Origin of the sequence: Hydrogenivirga caldilitoris, assembly GCF_003664005.1 — a bacterium.
GTDB classification, from domain to species: Bacteria; Aquificota; Aquificia; order Aquificales; family Aquificaceae; genus Hydrogenivirga; species Hydrogenivirga caldilitoris.
In genome coordinates this window covers 1,709,580-1,728,785 of sequence record NZ_RCCJ01000001.1, presented here as the reverse complement: position 1 = coordinate 1,728,785, position 19,206 = coordinate 1,709,580, and the positions used below count along the sequence as shown (strand labels likewise).

The window sequence follows — 19,206 nt, the reverse complement described above, 5'->3', positions numbered from 1 at the left end:
AGGTGGAAGATGAAGACCATGGCTATGGTTGTGAGGCAAGACGCCTATGACTTGGTTTTAACCCCGCTGGCTTTTGCCTACTTGGGTGCAGCAGACTACGATGAGGTGAACATCCTCTTTGTGAACTGGGCTGTAAGGCTCCTTTCCAAGCAGGGCGTTGAAGCGGTAAAGCCCTCGGCGGATCATACTGGAACACCGGTAGATATGATAGAAGAGAGAGTGAAAGCGGCAGGACTGCCGGCAGACCTTCACGAGATTTTTAAGAAACTCAAAGAAACCGGGAAGGTCCATCTATACGCCTGTAGCCTCGCAGCTCAGATATTCGGTGTTGAGGAGAAAGACCTTATCTCTGAAGCGGATGGAATAGTAGGGGCTACATGGTTTCTCATGGAAAAGGCTGAACCTGCGACTATATTTATGCAGTACTGATGGGCAGAGAAATCTGTAAGAGCTGTGTTTATTATGTCAAGAACCTCCCGCCCGAAATGTATCCGGAAGAAGAGTGGGAGGTATTAAAGGGTATGGAATGCTCCATAGGCGCACAGCCAGGGGATGAGCTCTGTGATGCCTTTAAGAAGGGCTCGTGTCGTTTAGTAAACCTTGAAGGTGGCGAACTATGAAGTTACTGTTGATTCTCTTTGCTGTTGTTTCTTTTTCTTTCGCCCAGGATAAAGAGCTTAAAGCTGTCTTTGACTGTGCAGTAGGAGACCTTGACTGGGTCAGCCTGAGGCTTTCTCTTATAAAGAAGACTGCAGAGAGTCTTGTAAGGGAAGGAAGGGATTACAAGTTCGTCGTCACTATACACTCCCACTGTATACCGATAGTGGAGAAGGACTTAAAGAGGTTCCCTCCTAAGAAGGCAAGGAAAGTAGAGTTCATTCAGAGCCAGCTAAGAACACTAAAGGAGCTCTACAACGTTGAGGTGAAAGCCTGCAGGATAGCTATGGACAGGGGAAAGATAAGCGGTGTTCCAGACTTTATAGAAACGGTTCCTAACAGCTGGATAACTCTGATAGAGCTTCAGAACTCAGGATTTGCATTTGTGCCCTTTTAACCTATAATTTTCCTGTTCCGAATTATTGATTATGGGGATTGAGGATTTAGAAAAGTTTCTTCCCGTCGTGTTAATCAACAGAAACTATGTGGTAACTTCACTTAATGACACCGGCAAGATGATGCTTGGGGAGGTGGTAGGAAAAAAGTGTTTTCAGGTCCTGTATAACCTGGACAAACCTTGCCCAGAGTACAACATAAGCTGTCCTATATTATCGGGTGAAGAGAATGTGGATACTGTAACCTTAGACTTTGAGGTTTATCTAAGAACTTATGGAAAACTCCCAATCGGGGGGATATACTGGGAATCGGTAATAAACATAACGAACCTCTCCATCATAAGGTCTGGAGTTTTTGACGCCCTCACTGGACTCTACAGCAGAAGCTTTCTCTCTGGCATGATAGATAAGTTTTTCTACATGTGGAAAAGGTATGGAGAGGTTTTCTCCGTTTTATTCATTGATATGGATAACCTAAAGCAGATAAACGATGAGTACGGGCACCTTACCGGAGATGAAGCGCTTAAGAAAGTAGGTCAGTGTATAAAACTTTACCTTAGAAAGGCTGATATCGGAGTTCGTTACGGTGGAGATGAGTTTATCGTTGTCCTTCCCAAAACCCGAAGGGAAGAGGCTATAAAGGTTGCTAAAAGGATAAGGGAGTGCATAAGCTCTATCCCTTTTGTGACAAAGCTTTCCGCCTCATTAGGTGTAATAGAATCCTCTGAGAAGGATACAAAGGTTGAGGAGATGATAGAAAGGGCGGATAAAGTACTTTACTATGCCAAAAGCGTCGGCGAAGGAACCATAGCTGTTGCCAAGACCGAGGAGGAATTCTACACCGTAGATTAAAATATCTACCCATGCTGGATATAGAGCTGATAAGAAAAAAAACCCAACTCGTAAAGGAAAGGCTTTCAAAAAGGGATAAGAAGCTACCCGAACTTATAGACGATGTTCTAAGCTTAGACTCAAAGAGAAGAGAAATCTTGGTGGAGCTTGAAAACCTGAGAGCAGAAAGGAACAAAAGGAGTAAAGAGATAGGGCTGCTTAGAAAAGAAGGAAAAGACGCCTCTGAGATAGAAGAGAAAGTACGGGAAATAAAAGAAAAAATAGATGCTCTTGAGGAGGAGCTAAGAAAGGTGGAAAGGGGTCTGAGGGAGAAGATGCTCTGGGTACCAAACATACCCCATGAGAGCGTTCCTGAGGGTGAGAGCGAGGAGGACAACGTTGAAATAAGAAAATGGGGAGAACCGAGAAAATTTACCTTTGAACCAAGACCCCACTGGGAAATCGGAGAAATTCTTGGTATTTTGGACTTTGACAGAGGGGTAAGACTGTCCGGCAGCAGATTCACGGTTTTAAGAAACTGGGGTGCAAGACTTGAGAGAGCCCTCATAAACTTTATGCTTGACCTTCACAGGGATAAAGGATATGAGGAGATTTTGCCCCCACACCTGGTCAAGCCAGATATACTTGAAGGCACAGGGCAGCTCCCAAAGTTTGAAGAAGACCTTTACAAGTGTGAGAGAGATGAGCTTTACCTAATTCCAACTGCAGAGGTCCCCCTCACCAACCTTTACCGAGGGGAGATACTCAGTGAAGATGACCTACCTATATATCTAACAGCCTACACACCTTGCTACAGAAGGGAAGCAGGCTCTCACGGGAAGGATGTAAGGGGAATAATAAGGCAGCACCAGTTCAACAAGGTAGAGCTCGTTAAAATAGTCCATCCGGACACCTCTTACGATGAGCTTGAAAAACTTACTGCCGATGCAGAGGAAGTCTTAAAACTTCTGGGTCTTCCCTACAGGGTTGTTGAGCTATGCACAGGAGATTTGGGATTTTCCGCAGCCAAAACCTACGATATAGAAGTCTGGTTCCCATCTCAGGGCAAGTACCGGGAGATATCTTCCTGCTCTAACTGTGAGGACTTTCAAGCAAGGAGGATGAACACAAGATTCAAGGACTCAAGAACGGGTAGGAACAGGTTCGTTCACACACTCAACGGCTCTGGACTTGCGGTGGGAAGAACTCTTGCCGCCATACTTGAGAACTATCAGAGAGAGGATGGGAGCGTTGAAGTACCGGAAGTTCTGAGGGACTATTTAGGTGTTGAGGTCATAGGATAAAAATATTTTAGTTTTTAACCCCGGCACCGACCTACTTTCCCGTGCCGCGGTCCGGCACAGTATCATCGGCGCTGGAGGGCTTAACTGCCGGGTTCGGAATGGAACCGGGTGTTTCCCCTCCGCTATTGGCACCGGGGAACTGGCAACTTAATAAGTCTCCCTCTCCTCAGGTAGGTATGCAAGTCGGACGGGCTATTAGTACCGCTCGGCTACACCCATTGCTGAGCTTCCACCTGCGGCCTATCAACCCGGTAGTCTTCCGGGGCCCTTCAGGGAGCCCTTATCTTGGGGTGGGCTTCGCGCTTAGATGCTTTCAGCGCTTATCCCGTAGCAGGATAGCTACCCGGCGCTGCTCCTGGAGGAACAACCGGTACACTAGAGCCTGCCCCATCCCGGTCCTCTCGTACTAGGGACGGACCCCCTCAAGGCTCCTGCGCCCGCGGCGGATAGGGACCGAACTGTCTCGCGACGTTCTGAACCCAGCTCGCGTCCCCCTTTAATGGGCGAACAGCCCAACCCTTGGGACCTGCTTCAGCCCCAGGATGGGGGGAGCCGACATCGAGGTACCAAACCTCCCCGTCGATGTGGGCTCTCGGGGGAGATTAGCCTGTTATCCCCGGAGTAGCTTTTATCCGCTGATCACCGGCCCTTCCACATGGAGCCGGTGGGTCACTAGGCCCGGCTTTCGCCCCTGTTCGACCTGTCGGTCTCACAGTCAGGCACCCTTCTGCCCTTGCACTCTACGGCGGATTTCCGACCCGCCTGAGGGTACCTTTGGGCGCCTCCGCTACCTTTTAGGAGGCAGCCGCCCCAGCTAAACTGCCCACCTGACACGGTCCCCGCCAGGGGTTCACCTGGCTGGGTTAGAATTCCAGCCTGCCCAGGGTGGTATCTCACCGGCGGCTCCACCCGCCCCGGAGGGCGGGCTTCCCAGCCTCCCACCTATCCTGCGCAGGACAGGCTAGAACTCAATGTCAGGCTGCAGTGAAGCTTCACGGGGTCTTTCCGTCCTGCCGCGGGTAGCCGGCGTCTTGACCGGCATTACAATTTCGGCGGGACTCTCCTCGAGACAGCGCGGCACTCGTTGGGCCGTTCATGCAGGTCGGAACTTACCCGACAAGGAATTTCGCTACCTTAGGACCGTCATAGTTACGGCCGGCGTTTACCCGGGCTTAAACCCCCAGCTCATCACCGGGGGCTTTAACCTTCGGGCACTGGCCAGGCTTCAGACCACATACATCCCCTTTCGGGTTTGCGTAGTCCTGTGTTTTTGGTAAACAGTCGGCACCGCCCGGTCACTGCGACCCACAGAAGCTTCGTCCGCGAGGGACTACACCCCCATGGGCACCCCTTCTTCCGAAGGTACGGGGCCAATTTGCCGAGTTCCTTGAGGAGAGTTCCCCCGACGCCTTGGGCTCCTAACCCAGCCCACCTGTGTCGGTTTCCGGTACGGGCAGCTGTGCTTCAAAGCCAGCGCCGTTGTTTCTTGGCAGTGTGGCGTCACCCGAGTTACCGCATCGGCTCTCGGGGTTATGGAGGCGCGGATTTGCCTACGCCTCCCCCCTACTACCTTACACCCGCATTCCATAGCGGGCCCAGGCTAGCCTCCTGCGTCACGACTCTGGCTCCACACAGCTGGCGCGGGAATGTTGACCCGCTTCCCATCGGCTACGCCTCATCGGCCTCGCCTTAGGGTCCCGGCTAACCGATGGCTGATTTCCATTGCCACCGAAACCTTGGGCTTCCGGCGGGCAGGTTTCTCACCTGCCTTCGCTCCTACTCATGCCAGGATTCTCACTTCCCTGCAGTCCATCCCACCTCACGGTGAGACTTCAGCCCACAGGGAACGCTCCCCTACCGCCAGCACCTCCCGGAGGAGATGCTGACCCGCGGTTTCGGTACCGGGCTTGAGCCCCGCTAAATTTTCGGCGCCCACCCCCTCGACCGGTCAGCTGTTACGCACTGTTTAAAGGGTGGCTGCCTCTAAGCCAACCTCCCGGCTGTCTTAGGAGGTGGACTTCCTTTACCACTTAGCCCGGATTTAGGGACCTTAACCGGCGGTCTGGGTTGTTCCCCTCTTGTCCTCCGGAGCTTATCCCCCGGAGACTCACTGCCGTCTTACCTTTCCCGGTATTCGGAGTTTGGCAGGGTTCGGTACCCCTCTCGGGGCCCTAGCCCAACCAGTGGCTCTACCCCCGGGAAGGAACAGACGACGCTGCACGTCGATGCATTTCGGGGAGAACGAGCTATCACGGGGCGCGATTGGCTTTTCACCGCTACCCTCACCTCACAGGACGGTTTTGCAGCACCGACCCCTTAGGGCCTCCAGACGGTTTTACCCGTCCTTCACCCAGGGCAAGGGTAGATCGCCCCGCTTCGCGTCTGCCCCCAGGGACTTAAGCGCCCTATTCGGACTCGCTTTCGCTACGGCTTCGCCTAACGGCTTAGCCTAGCCCCTGAAGACAACTCCCTGGCTCATTCTGCAAAAGGCACGCAGTCGGGCCACAAGGACCCTTCCACTGGATTGTAGACTCGGGGTTTCAGGTTCTATTTCACTCCCCTTCCGGGGTTCTTTTCACCTTTCCCTCACGGTACTATACGCTATCGGTCAGCCGGTAGTACTTAGCCTTGGAGGGTGGTCCCCCCAGATTCCACAACCTTTCACGTGGGCCGTGGTACTTGGGAGCGCATCCCAGGGAGACTTCTCACCTTTAACCTACAGGGCTTTCACCTTCTATGGCGCCGCATTCCAGCGGACTTCGGTTAGGTGGAAGTTTTGTAACTCCCCGAGAGGTCGGCGGACCTCTCCGGATGCGTCCCGCTACCCCCTGTGGGCTAAGGCCGCCGCCATGGCACCCACAGGGTTTGGGCTATGCCCCGTTCGCTCGCCGCTACTGAGGGCGTCTCGGTTGATTTCCTTTCCTGGGACTACTAAAAGGTTTTGCTTCGTCCCGTGTGACCTCCCGCCGAAGCGGGATGACAGGCTTGGCGCCTGCCGGGTTTCCCCATTCGGGCATCCGGGCCTCAAAGGCTCTTTGCGCCTCCACCCGGCTTTTCGCAGCTTAGCACGCCCTTCATCGCCTCCGGCTGCCGAGGCATCCACCCCGAGCCTTTACTAACTTGCATACCTACCTTAATTGGAGAGGAAGACTTATTCAGTTGCCAAGGAGCCTATGGAGATGGCGGGACTTGAACCCGCGACCTCCTGCTTGCAAAGCAGGCGCTCTCCCAGCTGAGCTACATCCCCTAAGATGCCCCCAATATGGGCCTCCCAGGATTCGAACCTGGGACCTTGCCCTTATCAGGGGCACGCTCTAACCGACTGAGCTAGAGGCCCTGCCTTGCAAACAACTCAATAGGGAGAAGGAACTCTCATCCTATGGACTAAACAGTAGTTGAGATAATATCTCCGTTATAAAGGAGGTGATCCAGCCGCAGGTTCCCCTACGGCTACCTTGTTACGACTTCGCCCCAGTTGCCAGCCCTATCATCGGCCCCTGCCTCCCTTGCGGGTTAGCTCGGGGACTTCCGACAGGACCGACTTCCGTGGCGTGACGGGCGGTGTGTGCAAGGCCCGAGAACGTATTCACGGGGACATCGCTGATACCCCGTTACTACCGATTCCGGCTTCATGTGGGCGAGTTTCAGCCCACAATCCGCACCATGACCGGGTTTAAGGATTGGCTCCCCATTGCTGGGTCGCATCCCATTGTCCCGGCCACTGTAGCGCCTGTGTGGCCCCGGGCATAAAGGGCATACTGACCTGACGTCGTCCCCACCTTCCTCCGGCTTATCGCCGGCAGTCCCTCCAGAGTGCTCCCCAAAAGGGGTAGCAACTGGAGGCAGGGGTTGCGCTCGTTGCGGGACTTAACCCAACATCTCACGACACGAGCTGACGACGGCCATGCACCACCTGTGCCAGGGTTCGCTCCAGAGGAACGAAAACCCTCCGCTTTCGCAGAGGTGACCCTGGCATGTCAAGCCCGGGTAAGGTTCTTCGGTTAGCATCGAATTGAACCAGACGCTCCACCGGTTGTGCGGGCCCCCGCCAATTCCTTTGAGTTTCAGGCTTGCGCCCGTACTCCCCAGGCGGGGCGCTTAACGCGTTAGCTGCGAGCCCGCCCAGAAGGACGAGCCCTAGCGCCCATGGTTTACGGCCAGGACTACCCGGGTATCTAATCCGGTTCGCTCCCCTGGCTTTCGTCCCTGACCGTCAGGACAGCCCCAGCAGGCTGGCTTCCCCTTCGGTGTTCCTCCCGAGATCTACGCATTTCACCGCTACCCCGGGAATTCCGCCTGCCCGGGCGTGCCTCAAGTCAGGCAGTTCAGGATGCCGTTCCGCCGTTAAGCGGCGGGCTTTGACATCCCGCTTACCCGACCAGCTGCGGACGCTTTACGCCCAGTGACTCCGCGCAACGCTCGGGACCTACGTATTACCGCGGCTGCTGGCACGTAGTTAGCCGTCCCTTCCTCTGGAGGTACCGTCAAGACTGTGAGGTATTAGCCCACAGTCCCTTCGTCCCTCCTGACAGCGGTTTACACCCCGAAGGGCTTCTTCCCGCACGCGGCATCGCGGGGTCAGGCTTTCGCCCATTGCCCACGATTCCCCACTGCTGCCCCCCGTAGGGGTGCGGGCCGTGTCTCAGTCCCGCTGTGGCCGGCTACCCTCTCAGGCCGGCTACCCGTCATAGGCTTGGTAGGCCATTACCCCACCAACTACCTGATAGGCCGCGGGCCCATCCTCAGGCGGGAGCTTGCAAGCAGAGGCCCCCTTTAACCAGGACACCTCAGTGGCGCCTGGCATTATGGGGTATTAGCCCCGGTTTCCCGGGGTTATCCCCCTCCTGAGGGTAGGTTACCCACGTGTTACTCACCCGTTTGCCGGTCGCCAGCACCCTCCCGAAGGAGGGTCTGATGCCCCACGACTTGCATGTGTTAGGCGTGCCGCCAGCGTTCGCGCTGAGCCAGGATCAAACTCTTCATGGAAATAGGGCACAAGCAATCAAAATCCAAATTCAAAGAACCCCAGTTTCTGAGAGTTCCTTCTCCCTATTCAGTTGCCAAGGAGCCAGGCGAGCCTCTCGGGACTCGCTACTTCTTTGACGCGGTCTATTAATATATCACCTGCCTTTGGAGGTGTCAAGAGGTTTTAGCTTATTTCTTGAAATTCCCCTCTGTAGAGCTTATACTTTTTCCTTGGCTGTCCCCGTAGCTCAGGCGGATAGAGCGCGAGATTCCTAATCTCGAGGTCGGAGGTTCGAGTCCTCCCGGGGACGCCATCATATTTCTATCGGCATACCAAACTCGGGTATAAAACTTTCTAAGGAGAGCTCATTCTTTATATGGTCTGCAAATATGTTCATTTTTTCTTCCTCCCCGTGAACCAGATAAACCTTAGGTCTTTCAGTATGGGAGAGCCATTCCGTGAGCTCCTTTTGACCCGCATGAGAGGAGAAACCGTTTATGGTATAGATTTCCGCTCTTACCGCTATCTCTTCTCCCAATACCTTAACCTTTTCAGAACCTTCAATTATCCTCCTGCCTAAAGTACCTTTTGGTTGATATCCAACAAATATAAGACTACACTCCTCCCTCCATAGATTATGCTTGAGATGATGAAGTATTCTTCCACCGGTAAGCATACCGCTTCCGGCTATTATTATCGCTCCGCTTTTTATATCGTTTATCTTCTTAGACTCTTCAACATCCCTTGTGAATTTAAGGTATGGAAAGTTGAAGGGGTCTCTTTCCTTAAAAATTCTATAAGTCTCTTCGTCAAAAAAATCGGGATTCTGGAGGAACAATTTCGTAGCGCTTATGGCAAGAGGGCTGTCTAAAAAAACTTGGCATTCCGGAAGTATATCTCTCTCATACATTTCCCGCAGAACAAATAGGATGTCTTGAGCCCTTTCTAGGGCATAGGAAGGTATAAGGACATTTCCCCCTCTGTATAGTGTCTTTAGGACAGCGTCCTCAAACTCTTCCTTTGACTCTTTAAAGCTTTTATGATTCCTGTCTCCGTAGGTTGTCTCTATAAATACCGCTTGGGCAGTTGATGGAGGGGAAGGGTCTCTGACAATAGGCTTGTTCTTATTCCCTAAATCTCCTGAAAAGATTACCCTCTTTCCTCCTACATCAAATTCTACAAAGGCGGAGCCTAGAATATGTCCTGCATCTTTGAGCCTAAACCTAAAAGCCGGAGCCAGGTCGTAAAATTTGTCGTATTCCAAATACGGATGAGAGAACAGGTCAAAACTTTCCAATACATCCATCTCTTCATAAATAGGTGGGTTGACTACCTCACCTAACCTTTCTGCCTTTTTTAACTTGCTTTTATAAGTCTCATTCATGACCCTTGCAGCGTCAAGGAGCATTATCCTTGCGATTTGAGCTGTTGGTCTCGTGCACAGTATCTTCCCCTTAAACCCTTCTTTTACAAGTAGGGGGATTCTTCCACAATGGTCTATATGGGCATGGGTGAGAATGAGGTAACTTATCTCCGAAGGGTCAAAGGGAAAAGGATCATAGTTCCTTTCCTCCTCTCCGCCTTGGAACAAGCCGCAGTCAATAAGAAGCTTTATGCCCTGCGCTTCAAGGAGATAACAGCTTCCGGTAACACCCTTTGCCGCACCACACGGAGTTATCTTTATTGTCATAGCTCTATTATAGGGCTATAATATCTAATCTTGAGGCCCGGTAGCTCAGTTGGTAGAGCACCCGGCTGAAAACCGGGGTGTCGGCGGTTCGATTCCGCCCTGGGCCACATTAAACCACACCGCTCATTACCTTTCCAAAGAATTCTCTCACCACGTCCTTCCAGAACCTTTTTCCTTCCTCAATCTCATCTAAAGAGTTCTCCATATAAGCGGTAAAGCTATAATCCATAAGCACCGGGAAATGCTCCATAAGGTAGTCCACCACTAAAAAGGCAACCTCCGTTGGTTTTAAGCTTTTCCGGTATAAGTGGACGTAGCCTCGCTGCTTGAGTGTCTTAACTATAGTGGCATAGGTTGATGGTCTCCCAATGCCAAGCTTTTCTAAGGTCCTGACCAGGCTTCCCTCGGTATATCTGGGAGGGGGTTGTGTCTTCTTTTCCTCAATGAACACTTTTACAAGTTTAAGGAGTTCGCCTTCCTTCAATTCGGGGAGTTTTTCCTCTTTTATATCTGCTGGATAAGCCCTGCTCCAACCATCAAATTTCACTTCAAGTCCTTTTGCTTTAAGAACCAGTGGGGTCTTAAGTTTAGGTGAGCTGACCTCAACGTCAACTTCTCGTTTTTCCAAAAGCATCTCAGACATAAGGCTAGCCAGGGTTCTTGAAAGTATAAGCCTGTAAAGAACTCCGTAGTCCCCGCTCAAGGTTCTTTCCTTTATACCTGTAGGTCTTATACACTCGTGAGCTCCTTGAGATATGGGTTTCTCCTTGAACTTCCTTAATCTTCCCACGTATTCCTGTCCAAACTTCTGGGCTATATACTCCATGAATTCCCTCGCCTTGGTGGAACTCATTCTATAACTGTCCGTTCTTGGGTAGGTTATGACACCCCACTCGTAGAGTTTTTGGGCTAGGCTTTGGGTCTTCTCGGTAGGAAAGCCGAGTTTTGCATTAGCGTCACTTTGGAGTGTTGATGTAATAAAAGGTTTGGGGGGAGGTACTCTCTCCTCCTTTCTCTTAACCCCAACCACAGCGCAAACACCGTCCTTTATCCTCTCAGCTAAAAGCTTCGCATCGGAAGGGTTCTCATACCTGTAATCGTATGTGGCTTCAAAAAGGTGTCCATCCTTCTCAAGTAGAGCCTTTACATAGTAATACTTCTTCACCTTGAAGCTCTCTATCTCCCTTTCTCGGTCAACGATAAGCCTGAGGGCGGGTGACTGCACCCTTCCTGCCGACAGCTTGTAGTTCCTGAAAGCCTTCCATAGATGAGGTGAGACCTTATAACCTATGAGTCTATCAAGTATCCTGCGGGCAAACTGGGAATAAACCATATTCATATTCAGCTCACCGGCATTCCGAATACTCTCTCTTATAGCCGAAGGTGTTATCTCATAGAAAACAGCTCTCCTTACATTCTTGTTGACCTTCAGAATCTCCTGCTCAACGAAGTAAGCTATAGCTTCACCTTCTCTATCGGGGTCGGTTCCCACATAGACAACCTGAGCACTCCTGGCAAGCTTTTTAAGGGAGTCAATCACCTTTTTCTTCCCCTTAACATAGACATACTTGGCTTCCAGGGTTTCTTCATCTACACCGAGCTCTCTTTGAGGAAGGTCCTTTACATGACCGAAGGTAGCTCTCACAATAAACTCCTTTCCAAGATACCGCTGTATGGTCTTTGCCTTGGTGGGCGATTCAACTATAAAGAGGTTCATTTAAAGGATTTTAAAAGAATAAGGAAGAAGAGTCCTACGATAGAGACATTTATCGCCAAATCAAAGCCCAACCTGTTCCAGAGGAAGCCAGTCAGTAGGCTTCCAACAGAGCCAGCCACGGCATAGCCACCGTAAAATACCCCGTAAAGGGTGGCTCTGTTTGTGGCTTTTTCAGAGATTAAGCTGCGGACCGAGTTGAATAAACTCACCATATGGATGCCAAGAAACAAACAAGAAACAACCATAAATCCAAGCTTTAGAAAGACCATTGAGAGAAAGCCAAAGAAGATAGAAAACCTAAAAACCAGCTCTGGGGAGAATTTATCAATGAGTACCCCTACAGGGTAACTTGAGAGGGTTTGGGTTAGGTTGAGGGCTACGATAAAGCCGGGCACCAAGGCATCCTGCCAACCCATCTCTTTTGCCCTTACAAGGAAAAAGGCGTTGTCCCAAACGAAGAAAACCGTTATGAAAACGTATATCAGGAATGGGATTAGGTGTTTGTCTCTGACCAGACTTGGTGTCTGTGTATTGACAGACTTGGGCACGTCCACAACGAAGAATAGGAGGAGCAGGGAAAGCGCTCCGGGGATGAGAGTCATGAGATAAAGAAGTCTGAAGGTCTCCTCACCGCTTCCAAGCGTTATTAATGCCCCCATCGCAACGAGAGCTCCGGCTGTCTCCCCACCCACGTCAAAAGCCTTGTGAATACCAAAGGCTCTCCCGCTTCCGGTTTCACCCCTTGTCATAGAAAGGAGGGCATCTCTAGGGGCACTTCTTACAGCTTTCCCAAGCCTGTCCATACCCCTGAGGAATGCTACACCTTTCCAGTCAGAGACAAAGTAAAAGAGAGGTTTACTGATAGCCGATAGGCTGTAGCCAAACACTACCAGAGGTTTAGCCACCCTATACCTATCAGATATATAGCCAAAGAATACACGGAAAGCATAAGAGATGAAAGTTGCCACGGCAACGATCACACCAAGCTTTTCAACGTCCTCCCTAAGGACATAAACAACGAACAGAGGAAGGGTTGATGTTACTATTGAGGTTGCACTATCGGTGAGGAAGCTGACCGCCCCAACTATCCATATGTTTTTGCCCATTCACACTATCTTGCCAACGGCTTTCTCACCGAGTTTTATGTGATACTCAAGGGTTCTCATTATGTCCTCTATCGTCTGAGCAAGCTCGTCAGTGGCAAGCTCTTCATAGTTTTGCATTGAGTTTTCTATGAATTCTGCAACCGCTTCTATCCTATCAAGGATAGGCTCATCGTAAACCCTCAAGCTTTCAAGGAATATCGGAGATAGAGACTCTAAAGCTGGAAGGAGGAGCGAGGCAAGCGATAGACTTTCTGAACTCAGGAGGAGAGCTTGCTCCTTCATGTACTTGTCGGTTACAGACTCCATCTCGTCCATAACAAGGGCAATTAAACGAAAACCCTGAGTCAACCTACGCAGGATGTCTATGGTTTTCAGCGTTATCTCAGGAGAGGGTTTCTGCTGGACAAAGAGGAAGGTGTTTATAACCTTTCGCTGAAAGGAAATCTCCTCCTCCAACTTAGCAAGAAGTATGTAATAGGGGGACACCTCCATAACTCAAGAGGAAAATTTATACGGACTCCCACGTGATTTCAACTACAAATTATTTAACAGGACCCAGGTTTTCTCAGAAGGAATATTCTTCCTCAAGTTCAGCCTTATACTCGTCTACAAGCTCTGTGTAGTCGTCAAACCAGTAAGCCTCCGGATTTCTTCTGAAAATCAGGAACCTTCCGGCATTTTCAGGGTCGGCGGACCTGTGATACCTGAAGAAGACAAACTCCTCCGTTTTACCCAATATCTCTATCTTGCCCGTTTCATGAGACATCACATATCTTACCCTTGCCGCAAGACCAGAAACCTTAGCCCTGACAGTTTCAACGAGATCTATAGTCTCTTCTATCTTGGTTGAGTATGTCTTGTTCCCCGCGGTAGGTCTGCACTGAAATACGTAGTAGGGCGGTACCCCAATAAAAGAAAGTTCTTCCAGTAAGTCTCTTAAAACCTCTGGAGCGTCGTTTATCCCCCTAAGTATGGGTGTCTGGTTTGTAAGGGTAGTTCCGGTTTTCTGAATTAGACTAACGGCTTCCTTAGCTTCCCTGGTAAGTTCTCTGGGATGATTGAAGTGGTTCATCAGGTAAAGTTTCTTTCCGGTTTCGGTATTGAACCATTCAAAGAGCTTCAAGAGTGAAGAATCGTTAAGCACTCTGAAAGGATTGGCAGCGAGCATCTTTGACCCTATCCTCACTATCCTCACATGAGGTATATCTGCCAGGGATTTAAGTGTCTTTTCTAACTTAAAGGTTGCCAGAACCAGTGGGTCTCCTCCTGTAAGGAGGACATTGTTTATTTCCGGATGATTCCTTATGTACTCAATACCTTCAGAGACGTCCCTTGCCACCTCGTCATTGTCATTCATAAAGAGCCTCTTTCTAAAGCAAAACCTGCAGTATATTCCGCAGACGTCTGTAACAAGGAGAAGAGCTGTATCTGGATACTTATGTTCAAGTCCGTGAACCTTCATGTACTTGCTTTCGTTGGAGGCATCCAGCCTGCCCCATACATCAAGCTCCTCCGTAGTCGGAATAACTATCCTTCTTATAGGGTCTTCAGGGTCCTCCCAATTTATAAGGGAGTTGTAATAATCGTTTGTTCTAAATGCGAATTTTGATGTAACTTTTGCAAGCTCCTTCTTCTCTTGCTCCTTAAGTTCAGGGATTGATTCAAGTTTTATTATATACTTAACCTTTTTATTCATACTACCCACCTCCTAATTTCTGAACAAGATGAAGCTGCCCCTCATAGAGCCTGCTCTTTGGGGTGTTTTATTTTAAAAAATTCATCAGATATGTCAACCCCTGTGAGCCAGAGTTTAATATCTTGAATATAAAAGGTTTTATAATTTAATTTGAACATGAATAGATTTTTTTTAAAATGTAGTTTTCTTGTTTTAAATCTACTTTTACTGTACTCTTGCGGCATAAAATCTGACGTTAAACCCCTTCCAAAGCCTGAATATACGATGCTCAGGATAGGCGAAACCGTCTATATTATCCCCAGTAGCAACGAGGTAATCCCTGAAGGATTCCAGAGAAAGGGCTCTTATTTTCTAAGAAAAGAACCTATGCATTTCTGCTTTAAGGTCAAGCATACGAAGGGGAAAGAAGAGTTGTCCTGTGTGCAGGAAGCACCTACGGATAAAATCACGGGTAGCGTAAAGGTCTTGGAGGAGAGCGTTGTTGTGACTCTTGACCGAGAGGGGTTTTACAAAGTATACCCCTATAACGGAGAGATAGTACCTAAGGTCATAACTGATATAAGAGGTAATAGGCTTGAGTTCAAAAGGAAATACAGAACGTACAGGGTTGCCATAACTAAAGTCTTGGATGGGGCTGAAACCTATCCCCTTGTAGTTGAGGTGCCGGCAAAGGAACCCCCAAAACCTCAAAAACCTGAAGGGTTAAAGCTTATAGTAAAAGGGGGGAACCTTTACATATACTGGTGGTCAAAGGAAGAGGAAGTCAGGTTTGTGGTCTACAGGAATGGAGAACTCATTACTCCTGTACCGACAGTTCAGAACTTATTCGTAGATAAGTTGCCCAAAAGGAGGACCCTTTATGAGGTCCGTGCTGTAAATGAGTTTGGTGTTGAAAGCGAGCCTGCAGTTGTTGTTTACAGCCCGTAATGAGCTGCTATAGCGGCTGATATGGCAAGGACTATGTCTTCCCTGTCTACCTCCCCCTCTATGGCGAAGTCGTACTCGCCCTTCTGTATCTTTTCCTCAAGGAACTTAACGCCGAAATCTCCCCTAAGGAAATCTGGGTCCCTGATGATTTCTCTGTAAAGAGGTATGTTTGTAGGTACTCCACGAACTATAAACTCATCTATAGCCCTTCTTGCCCTTGCAACAACCTTTTCCCATGTAAGAGCCCATACGGTCATCTTAGCAATCATGGAATCGTAGTAAGGGGGGATTATGTAGTCCTTATAAACACCGGCATCTATCCTCACACCTGGTCCACCCGGTGAGTAATAGGCTGTTATCTTTCCAGGAGAGGGAGCAAAACCCTTTTTAGGGTCTTCGGCGTTTATCCTGAATTCTATAGCGTAACCTCTGTAGGTCACATCGCTCTGAAGAAACGGCAGAGGTTCACCGGCAGCTATCTTTATCATGGTTTCAACTATGTCCACACCGGTTATGGCTTCCGTTATAGTGTGTTCAACTTGAAGTCTTGTGTTCATCTCTATGAAGTAGTACTCTCCCGTTCTCACGTCCACAAGGAATTCAAGTGTACCAGCGTTCTCATAACCCACTCTCATCAGAGCTCTCACAGCGTTCCCGAGTATCTTCATCCTAAGGTCTCTGGGTAGAGCCGGTGAGGGCGCTATCTCTATAAGTTTCTGGTGTCTTCTCTGTATTGAACAGTCTCTCTCTCCGAGATGGATTATGTTTCCGTACTTGTCCCCAAGAACCTGAACCTCTATATGCTTTGGGTTGTCCAGGTACCTCTCTATGAATATATCGCCTTTGCCGAAGAAGGTCTCAGCCTCTCTATAGGCAGACTCAAAGGCTGTCCTTAGCTCCTCTTCGGAGTGGACAACCCTCATACCCCTACCACCACCACCGTATGCGGCTTTCAACATAACCGGAAATCCTATCTCCCTAGCAAATTTCAAAGCGTCCTCAACTTCAGTGACAGGTTCAGGTATACCGGGGACAGTGGGAAGACCTGCCTCCTCCATAACCTTCTTAGCTTTAACCTTATCTCCAAAGGTATCTATCTGTTCTGGTGTGGGTCCTATAAAGGTTATACCCCTCCTCTGACAGTATCTTGCAAAGTCGGCATTTTCCGCCAGGAAGCCGTAACCAGGATGTATAGCTTCCGCTCCCACTTGACGGGCAAGGTCAACTATCCTCACATAGTCAAGGTATGCTCTTATTGGGTCTCCCGGGATAAGATAAGCCTCATCAGCCTTTTTAACATAGAGGGAACGGACATCAGCCTCTGAGTATATCGCAACGGTTTTTATACCAAGCTCCTTGCATGCCCTTATGATCCTTAGGGCAACCTCTCCTCTGTTCGCTATAAGAACCTTCTTGAACATCTCAGTAATTATAAGGCTATCTTGTTATCAGATGGGAGGACTTAAAAAATCCTACGGTCAGCATCTCTTGGTCTCTCCAGGGGTCTTGAAGAAGATAGCCCAAAGCCTTAACCTTGAAGAAGGAGACACGGTCGTTGAGATCGGGGGCGGAACGGGAAATCTGACAAGGGCTCTCCTTGAGTATCCCATAAACAGGCTTTACGTCCTTGAGCTTGACCCTGAAATGGTAAAGAGGCTCATGAGTATTGAAGACAATCGGTTAGAGGTTATAGAGGCGGATGCGAGCAGTTTTGACTTCTGTTCTCTGGGAGAGGAGGTTAAGATTACAGGGAACCTTCCATACAACGTCGGTTCTCTAATAGTTGAGAACGTGGTGAAGCATTACAGGTGCATATCCTTGGGTGTGTTTATGCTCCAGAAGGAAGTAGCCTTAAAGCTGTGTGGAAAGGGCGAAATAGGCTGGCTCACAGTATTCTTAAACACTTACTATGAAGTTGAGTACCTGATGAGTGTCCCTCCCAGGTTCTTTATCCCTCCCCCAAAGGTAGACTCTGGAGTTATAAAACTCATCAGGAAGGAGAACCCTCCTGAACTCAACCTGGAAAATTACAAGAAGTTTCTCACCTCCATCTTTTCTATGAGGAGAAAGATGCTTAAAAAGAAGTTACCGGAAGATACACTCACTGAAGCAGGAATAGACCCAAGCCTCAGGGTTGAGCAATTGACTACCGAGGATTTCCTTAGGCTGTATAATGTTTTTAACACAAGCCAGAAGAGGAGAAAGATAGGATGAGAGACGTCTTTTTTATTGAGAGGGACCCATACGCACCTATAAGACACTGCTACCCAGTGAGCAAGGTTCTCTATGAAGGCAAGAGTGAGTACCAGGAGATAATGGTTCTTGAATCTCCAGAATTTGGGAAACTCCTCGTCCTTGATGGTGTGGTACAGGTTGATGAGAAGTATGAATTCATGTACCACGAATACCTTGCTCATATTCCTATGTACGCCCATCCAAACCCTGAGGACGTCCTTATAATTGGGGGCGGAGACGGAGGGACGCTTAGAGAAGTTCTCAAACATGAAAGCGTTAAAAGGGCTGTCCTAGTTGACATAGATAAAGAAGTAATAGAGGTATCCAAGAAGTACTTTCCCACCATGTCTTGCTCCTTTGAAGACCCAAGGGCTATAGTCGTGAACGAGGATGGTTACAGGTACATACAGGACTACGAAGGTGAGTTTGATGTGATAATAATTGATTCAACAGACCCTGTTGGCTTTGCCCATGTTCTCACAACGGAAGACTTCTTTAAATTTGTTTATAGAGCTTTAAAGGAGGATGGTATATACGCAGCTCAGACTGAGTCTATCCACTACCACCTTGATATAGTTGCAAGAATTCAGAAGGCTCTCAAAAAGGTATTCCCTGTGGTTGACCTATACACTTCCGTCATTCCGATATACGCTGGGTACTGGTGGACCTTTTCCATTGCTTCAAAGAAATACCCTGTTCGTGAACCTGCAAGGGAAGTGAAGGCTGAAACGAAGATATACTCAGCAGACATGCACAGACACGCCTTTCTTCCGGAAAGCTTTTACAGGAGGATAATGGAGGGAGAGTATAAGTACTGAGAATTTGTGGTAAAATTGGCTACATGCCTCGTTCCCTCCTCCGATTACAGGAGGGGACCAAACAGACCAGGAGGTGAGAGATGCCAAAGAACAGGCACTACAAAACGGTAAGATTTTACGAAACGGTTTTTGTCCTCAAGCCGACCTTTACAGAAGAAGAGGTGAAGCAGAAGGCTGAGAGCATAAAAAAGTTCATTGAATCAAAGGGTGGCGAGGTCCTTCACTTCCAGGACTGGGGAACAAAGACCCTGGCTTACAGGGTTGATAACTTCAACCACGGCAGGTACTTTCTCATTCAGTACAGGACTGATAATTCCCAGCTACCCAACGAGCTTGATTTCCAACTCAAGATAAACGAGGATGTTATAAGGTGGCTCAATTTCCAGATAAAGGAGAGCGAGGTTATTAAAAGTGCTAAATAAGGTACTCCTAATAGGAAGGCTTACCAGTGACCCTGTTATAAGATATCTGCCTTCCGGAACGCCGATAACGGAATTTGGAATAGTATGGAACAGAAGGTACAGAACCGGTGATGAATGGAAAGAGGAGAGCCACTTCTTTGACATAAAAGCTTACGGGAAGCTGGCTGAAGACCTTGCGGAAAGGCTTTCAAAAGGATATCAAGTTGTCGTAGAGGGCAGGCTAACCCAGGACAGATGGACCGGACAAGACGGAAAGAATTACAGCAGAATCAGGGTAGTTGCGGAATCGGTAAAGATCATTAGGAAACCTAAGATAGAGGAGATTGAAGAGGAGGAAATCATTGATAAGGACTCAGAGGTTGAAAAGCTTGAAGAGGAGTTAAAGGAGCTTGGAGAGAAAGAACAACCCTTTGATGAAGACGATGAAATACCTTTTTAAACT

The 19,206-nt window shown here is 49.0% G+C and carries 16 protein-coding genes, 4 tRNA genes and 3 rRNA genes; 12 read left to right on the top strand and 11 right to left on the bottom strand.

The genetic code is table 11. From position 1 onward, the window contains the following. Positions 1-9: 9 nt before the first annotated feature. From BCF55_RS09505 to serS, 5 genes are read left to right on the top strand one after another with little or no spacing between them, the layout of a single operon-like run. Positions 10-429, top strand: a complete 420-nt coding sequence (locus tag BCF55_RS09505) for a DsrE/DsrF/DrsH-like family protein (protein ID WP_121013085.1) — start codon at positions 10-12, stop codon at positions 427-429. Then, the gene (locus tag BCF55_RS09500; RefSeq protein WP_121013084.1) at positions 429-620 is read left to right on the top strand and encodes a hypothetical protein; all 192 of its coding nucleotides are present in this window, start codon (positions 429-431) and stop codon (positions 618-620) included. Before BCF55_RS09505 ends, BCF55_RS09500 begins: the two co-directional genes overlap by 1 nt. After that, on the top strand, positions 617-1,054 hold the full coding sequence (locus BCF55_RS09495; RefSeq protein ID WP_121013083.1) for a DsrE family protein: 438 nt from the start codon (positions 617-619) through the stop codon (positions 1,052-1,054). Before BCF55_RS09500 ends, BCF55_RS09495 begins: the two co-directional genes overlap by 4 nt. 31 nt (positions 1,055-1,085) lie before the next feature. Then, positions 1,086-1,904: a GGDEF domain-containing protein gene (locus tag BCF55_RS09490; protein ID WP_121013082.1), complete on the top strand. Its 819-nt coding sequence runs from the start codon at positions 1,086-1,088 to the stop codon at positions 1,902-1,904. A gap of 11 nt (positions 1,905-1,915) precedes the next feature. Beyond that, on the top strand, positions 1,916-3,187 hold the full coding sequence (gene serS, locus BCF55_RS09485) for a serine--tRNA ligase (protein ID WP_121013081.1): 1,272 nt from the start codon (positions 1,916-1,918) through the stop codon (positions 3,185-3,187). An 18-nt stretch (positions 3,188-3,205) separates the two neighbouring features. Here serS and rrf read toward each other — a convergent pair. The 5 genes from rrf to BCF55_RS09460 all read right to left on the bottom strand — a co-directional run bounded on the left by rrf (position 3,206) and on the right by BCF55_RS09460 (position 8,173). After that, positions 3,206-3,323, bottom strand: a 5S ribosomal RNA gene (gene rrf / locus BCF55_RS09480). Positions 3,324-3,361: 38 nt separating this feature from the next. Continuing rightward, positions 3,362-6,313: ribosomal RNA gene (locus tag BCF55_RS09475) — 23S ribosomal RNA — on the bottom strand. Between the two features lie 48 nt (positions 6,314-6,361). Beyond that, a tRNA-Ala gene (locus BCF55_RS09470) sits at positions 6,362-6,434 on the bottom strand. A 16-nt stretch (positions 6,435-6,450) separates the two neighbouring features. Next, positions 6,451-6,524: transfer RNA gene (locus BCF55_RS09465), tRNA-Ile, on the bottom strand. A 79-nt stretch (positions 6,525-6,603) separates the two neighbouring features. Next, a 16S ribosomal RNA gene (locus BCF55_RS09460) occupies positions 6,604-8,173 on the bottom strand. Together the 16S, 23S and 5S rRNA genes with 2 tRNA genes alongside form the textbook arrangement of a ribosomal RNA operon. A gap of 216 nt (positions 8,174-8,389) precedes the next feature. Between BCF55_RS09460 and BCF55_RS09455 the strand changes: the two genes are divergently transcribed. Next, positions 8,390-8,466, top strand: a tRNA-Arg gene (locus tag BCF55_RS09455). Here the strand turns inward: BCF55_RS09455 and BCF55_RS09450 are convergent. Further along, positions 8,467-9,843 carry an MBL fold metallo-hydrolase RNA specificity domain-containing protein gene (locus BCF55_RS09450; RefSeq protein WP_121013080.1) on the bottom strand — a complete coding sequence of 459 codons (1,377 nt, stop codon included), beginning with the start codon at positions 9,841-9,843 and terminating at the stop codon, positions 8,467-8,469. It lies immediately after the preceding tRNA gene. Positions 9,844-9,877: 34 nt separating this feature from the next. Between BCF55_RS09450 and BCF55_RS09445 the strand changes: the two genes are divergently transcribed. Beyond that, positions 9,878-9,950 (top strand) — tRNA-Phe (locus BCF55_RS09445). A 2-nt stretch (positions 9,951-9,952) separates the two neighbouring features. Here the strand turns inward: BCF55_RS09445 and topA are convergent. The 4 genes from topA to BCF55_RS09425 form a co-directional block, all read right to left on the bottom strand. Next, entirely contained in the window at positions 9,953-11,560 is a 1,608-nt protein-coding gene (gene topA / locus BCF55_RS09440; protein ID WP_121013079.1) for a type I DNA topoisomerase, read from the bottom strand. Next, positions 11,557-12,666 carry an MFS transporter gene (locus BCF55_RS09435; protein WP_121013078.1) on the bottom strand — a complete coding sequence of 370 codons (1,110 nt, stop codon included), beginning with the start codon at positions 12,664-12,666 and terminating at the stop codon, positions 11,557-11,559. Before BCF55_RS09435 ends, topA begins: the two co-directional genes overlap by 4 nt. Beyond that, positions 12,667-13,158 carry a hypothetical protein gene (locus BCF55_RS09430; RefSeq protein WP_121013077.1) on the bottom strand — a complete coding sequence of 164 codons (492 nt, stop codon included), beginning with the start codon at positions 13,156-13,158 and terminating at the stop codon, positions 12,667-12,669. Positions 13,159-13,231: 73 nt separating this feature from the next. Next, positions 13,232-14,362 (bottom strand): KamA family radical SAM protein, encoded by a 1,131-nt coding sequence (locus BCF55_RS09425; RefSeq protein WP_121013076.1) that lies wholly within the window; start codon positions 14,360-14,362, stop codon positions 13,232-13,234. Between the two features lie 156 nt (positions 14,363-14,518). On the opposite strand from BCF55_RS09425, the gene BCF55_RS09415 reads away from it, so the two are divergent. Then, positions 14,519-15,289: a fibronectin type III domain-containing protein gene (locus BCF55_RS09415; RefSeq protein ID WP_147425020.1), complete on the top strand. Its 771-nt coding sequence runs from the start codon at positions 14,519-14,521 to the stop codon at positions 15,287-15,289. Here BCF55_RS09415 and BCF55_RS09410 read toward each other — a convergent pair. Next, a complete protein-coding gene (locus BCF55_RS09410; RefSeq protein ID WP_121013073.1) occupies positions 15,277-16,710 on the bottom strand; it encodes an acetyl-CoA carboxylase biotin carboxylase subunit in 1,434 nt (477 codons plus the stop codon). The genes BCF55_RS09415 and BCF55_RS09410 overlap by 13 nt on opposite strands. A gap of 31 nt (positions 16,711-16,741) precedes the next feature. On the opposite strand from BCF55_RS09410, the gene rsmA reads away from it, so the two are divergent. From rsmA to ssb, 4 genes are all read left to right on the top strand, one after another. Next, on the top strand, positions 16,742-17,503 hold the full coding sequence (gene rsmA, locus BCF55_RS09405; RefSeq protein WP_121013072.1) for a 16S rRNA (adenine(1518)-N(6)/adenine(1519)-N(6))-dimethyltransferase RsmA: 762 nt from the start codon (positions 16,742-16,744) through the stop codon (positions 17,501-17,503). After that, complete coding sequence (gene speE / locus BCF55_RS09400; protein ID WP_121013071.1) at positions 17,500-18,342, top strand: polyamine aminopropyltransferase; 843 nt, start codon at positions 17,500-17,502, stop codon at positions 18,340-18,342. The genes rsmA and speE overlap by 4 nt, the downstream gene beginning before the upstream one ends. A gap of 80 nt (positions 18,343-18,422) precedes the next feature. Next, complete coding sequence (gene rpsF / locus BCF55_RS09395; protein ID WP_121013070.1) at positions 18,423-18,764, top strand: 30S ribosomal protein S6; 342 nt, start codon at positions 18,423-18,425, stop codon at positions 18,762-18,764. Continuing rightward, positions 18,754-19,203, top strand: coding sequence for a single-stranded DNA-binding protein (gene ssb / locus BCF55_RS09390; protein WP_121013069.1), 450 nt, complete (start codon positions 18,754-18,756; stop codon positions 19,201-19,203). Before rpsF ends, ssb begins: the two co-directional genes overlap by 11 nt. Positions 19,204-19,206 lie beyond the last annotated feature (3 nt).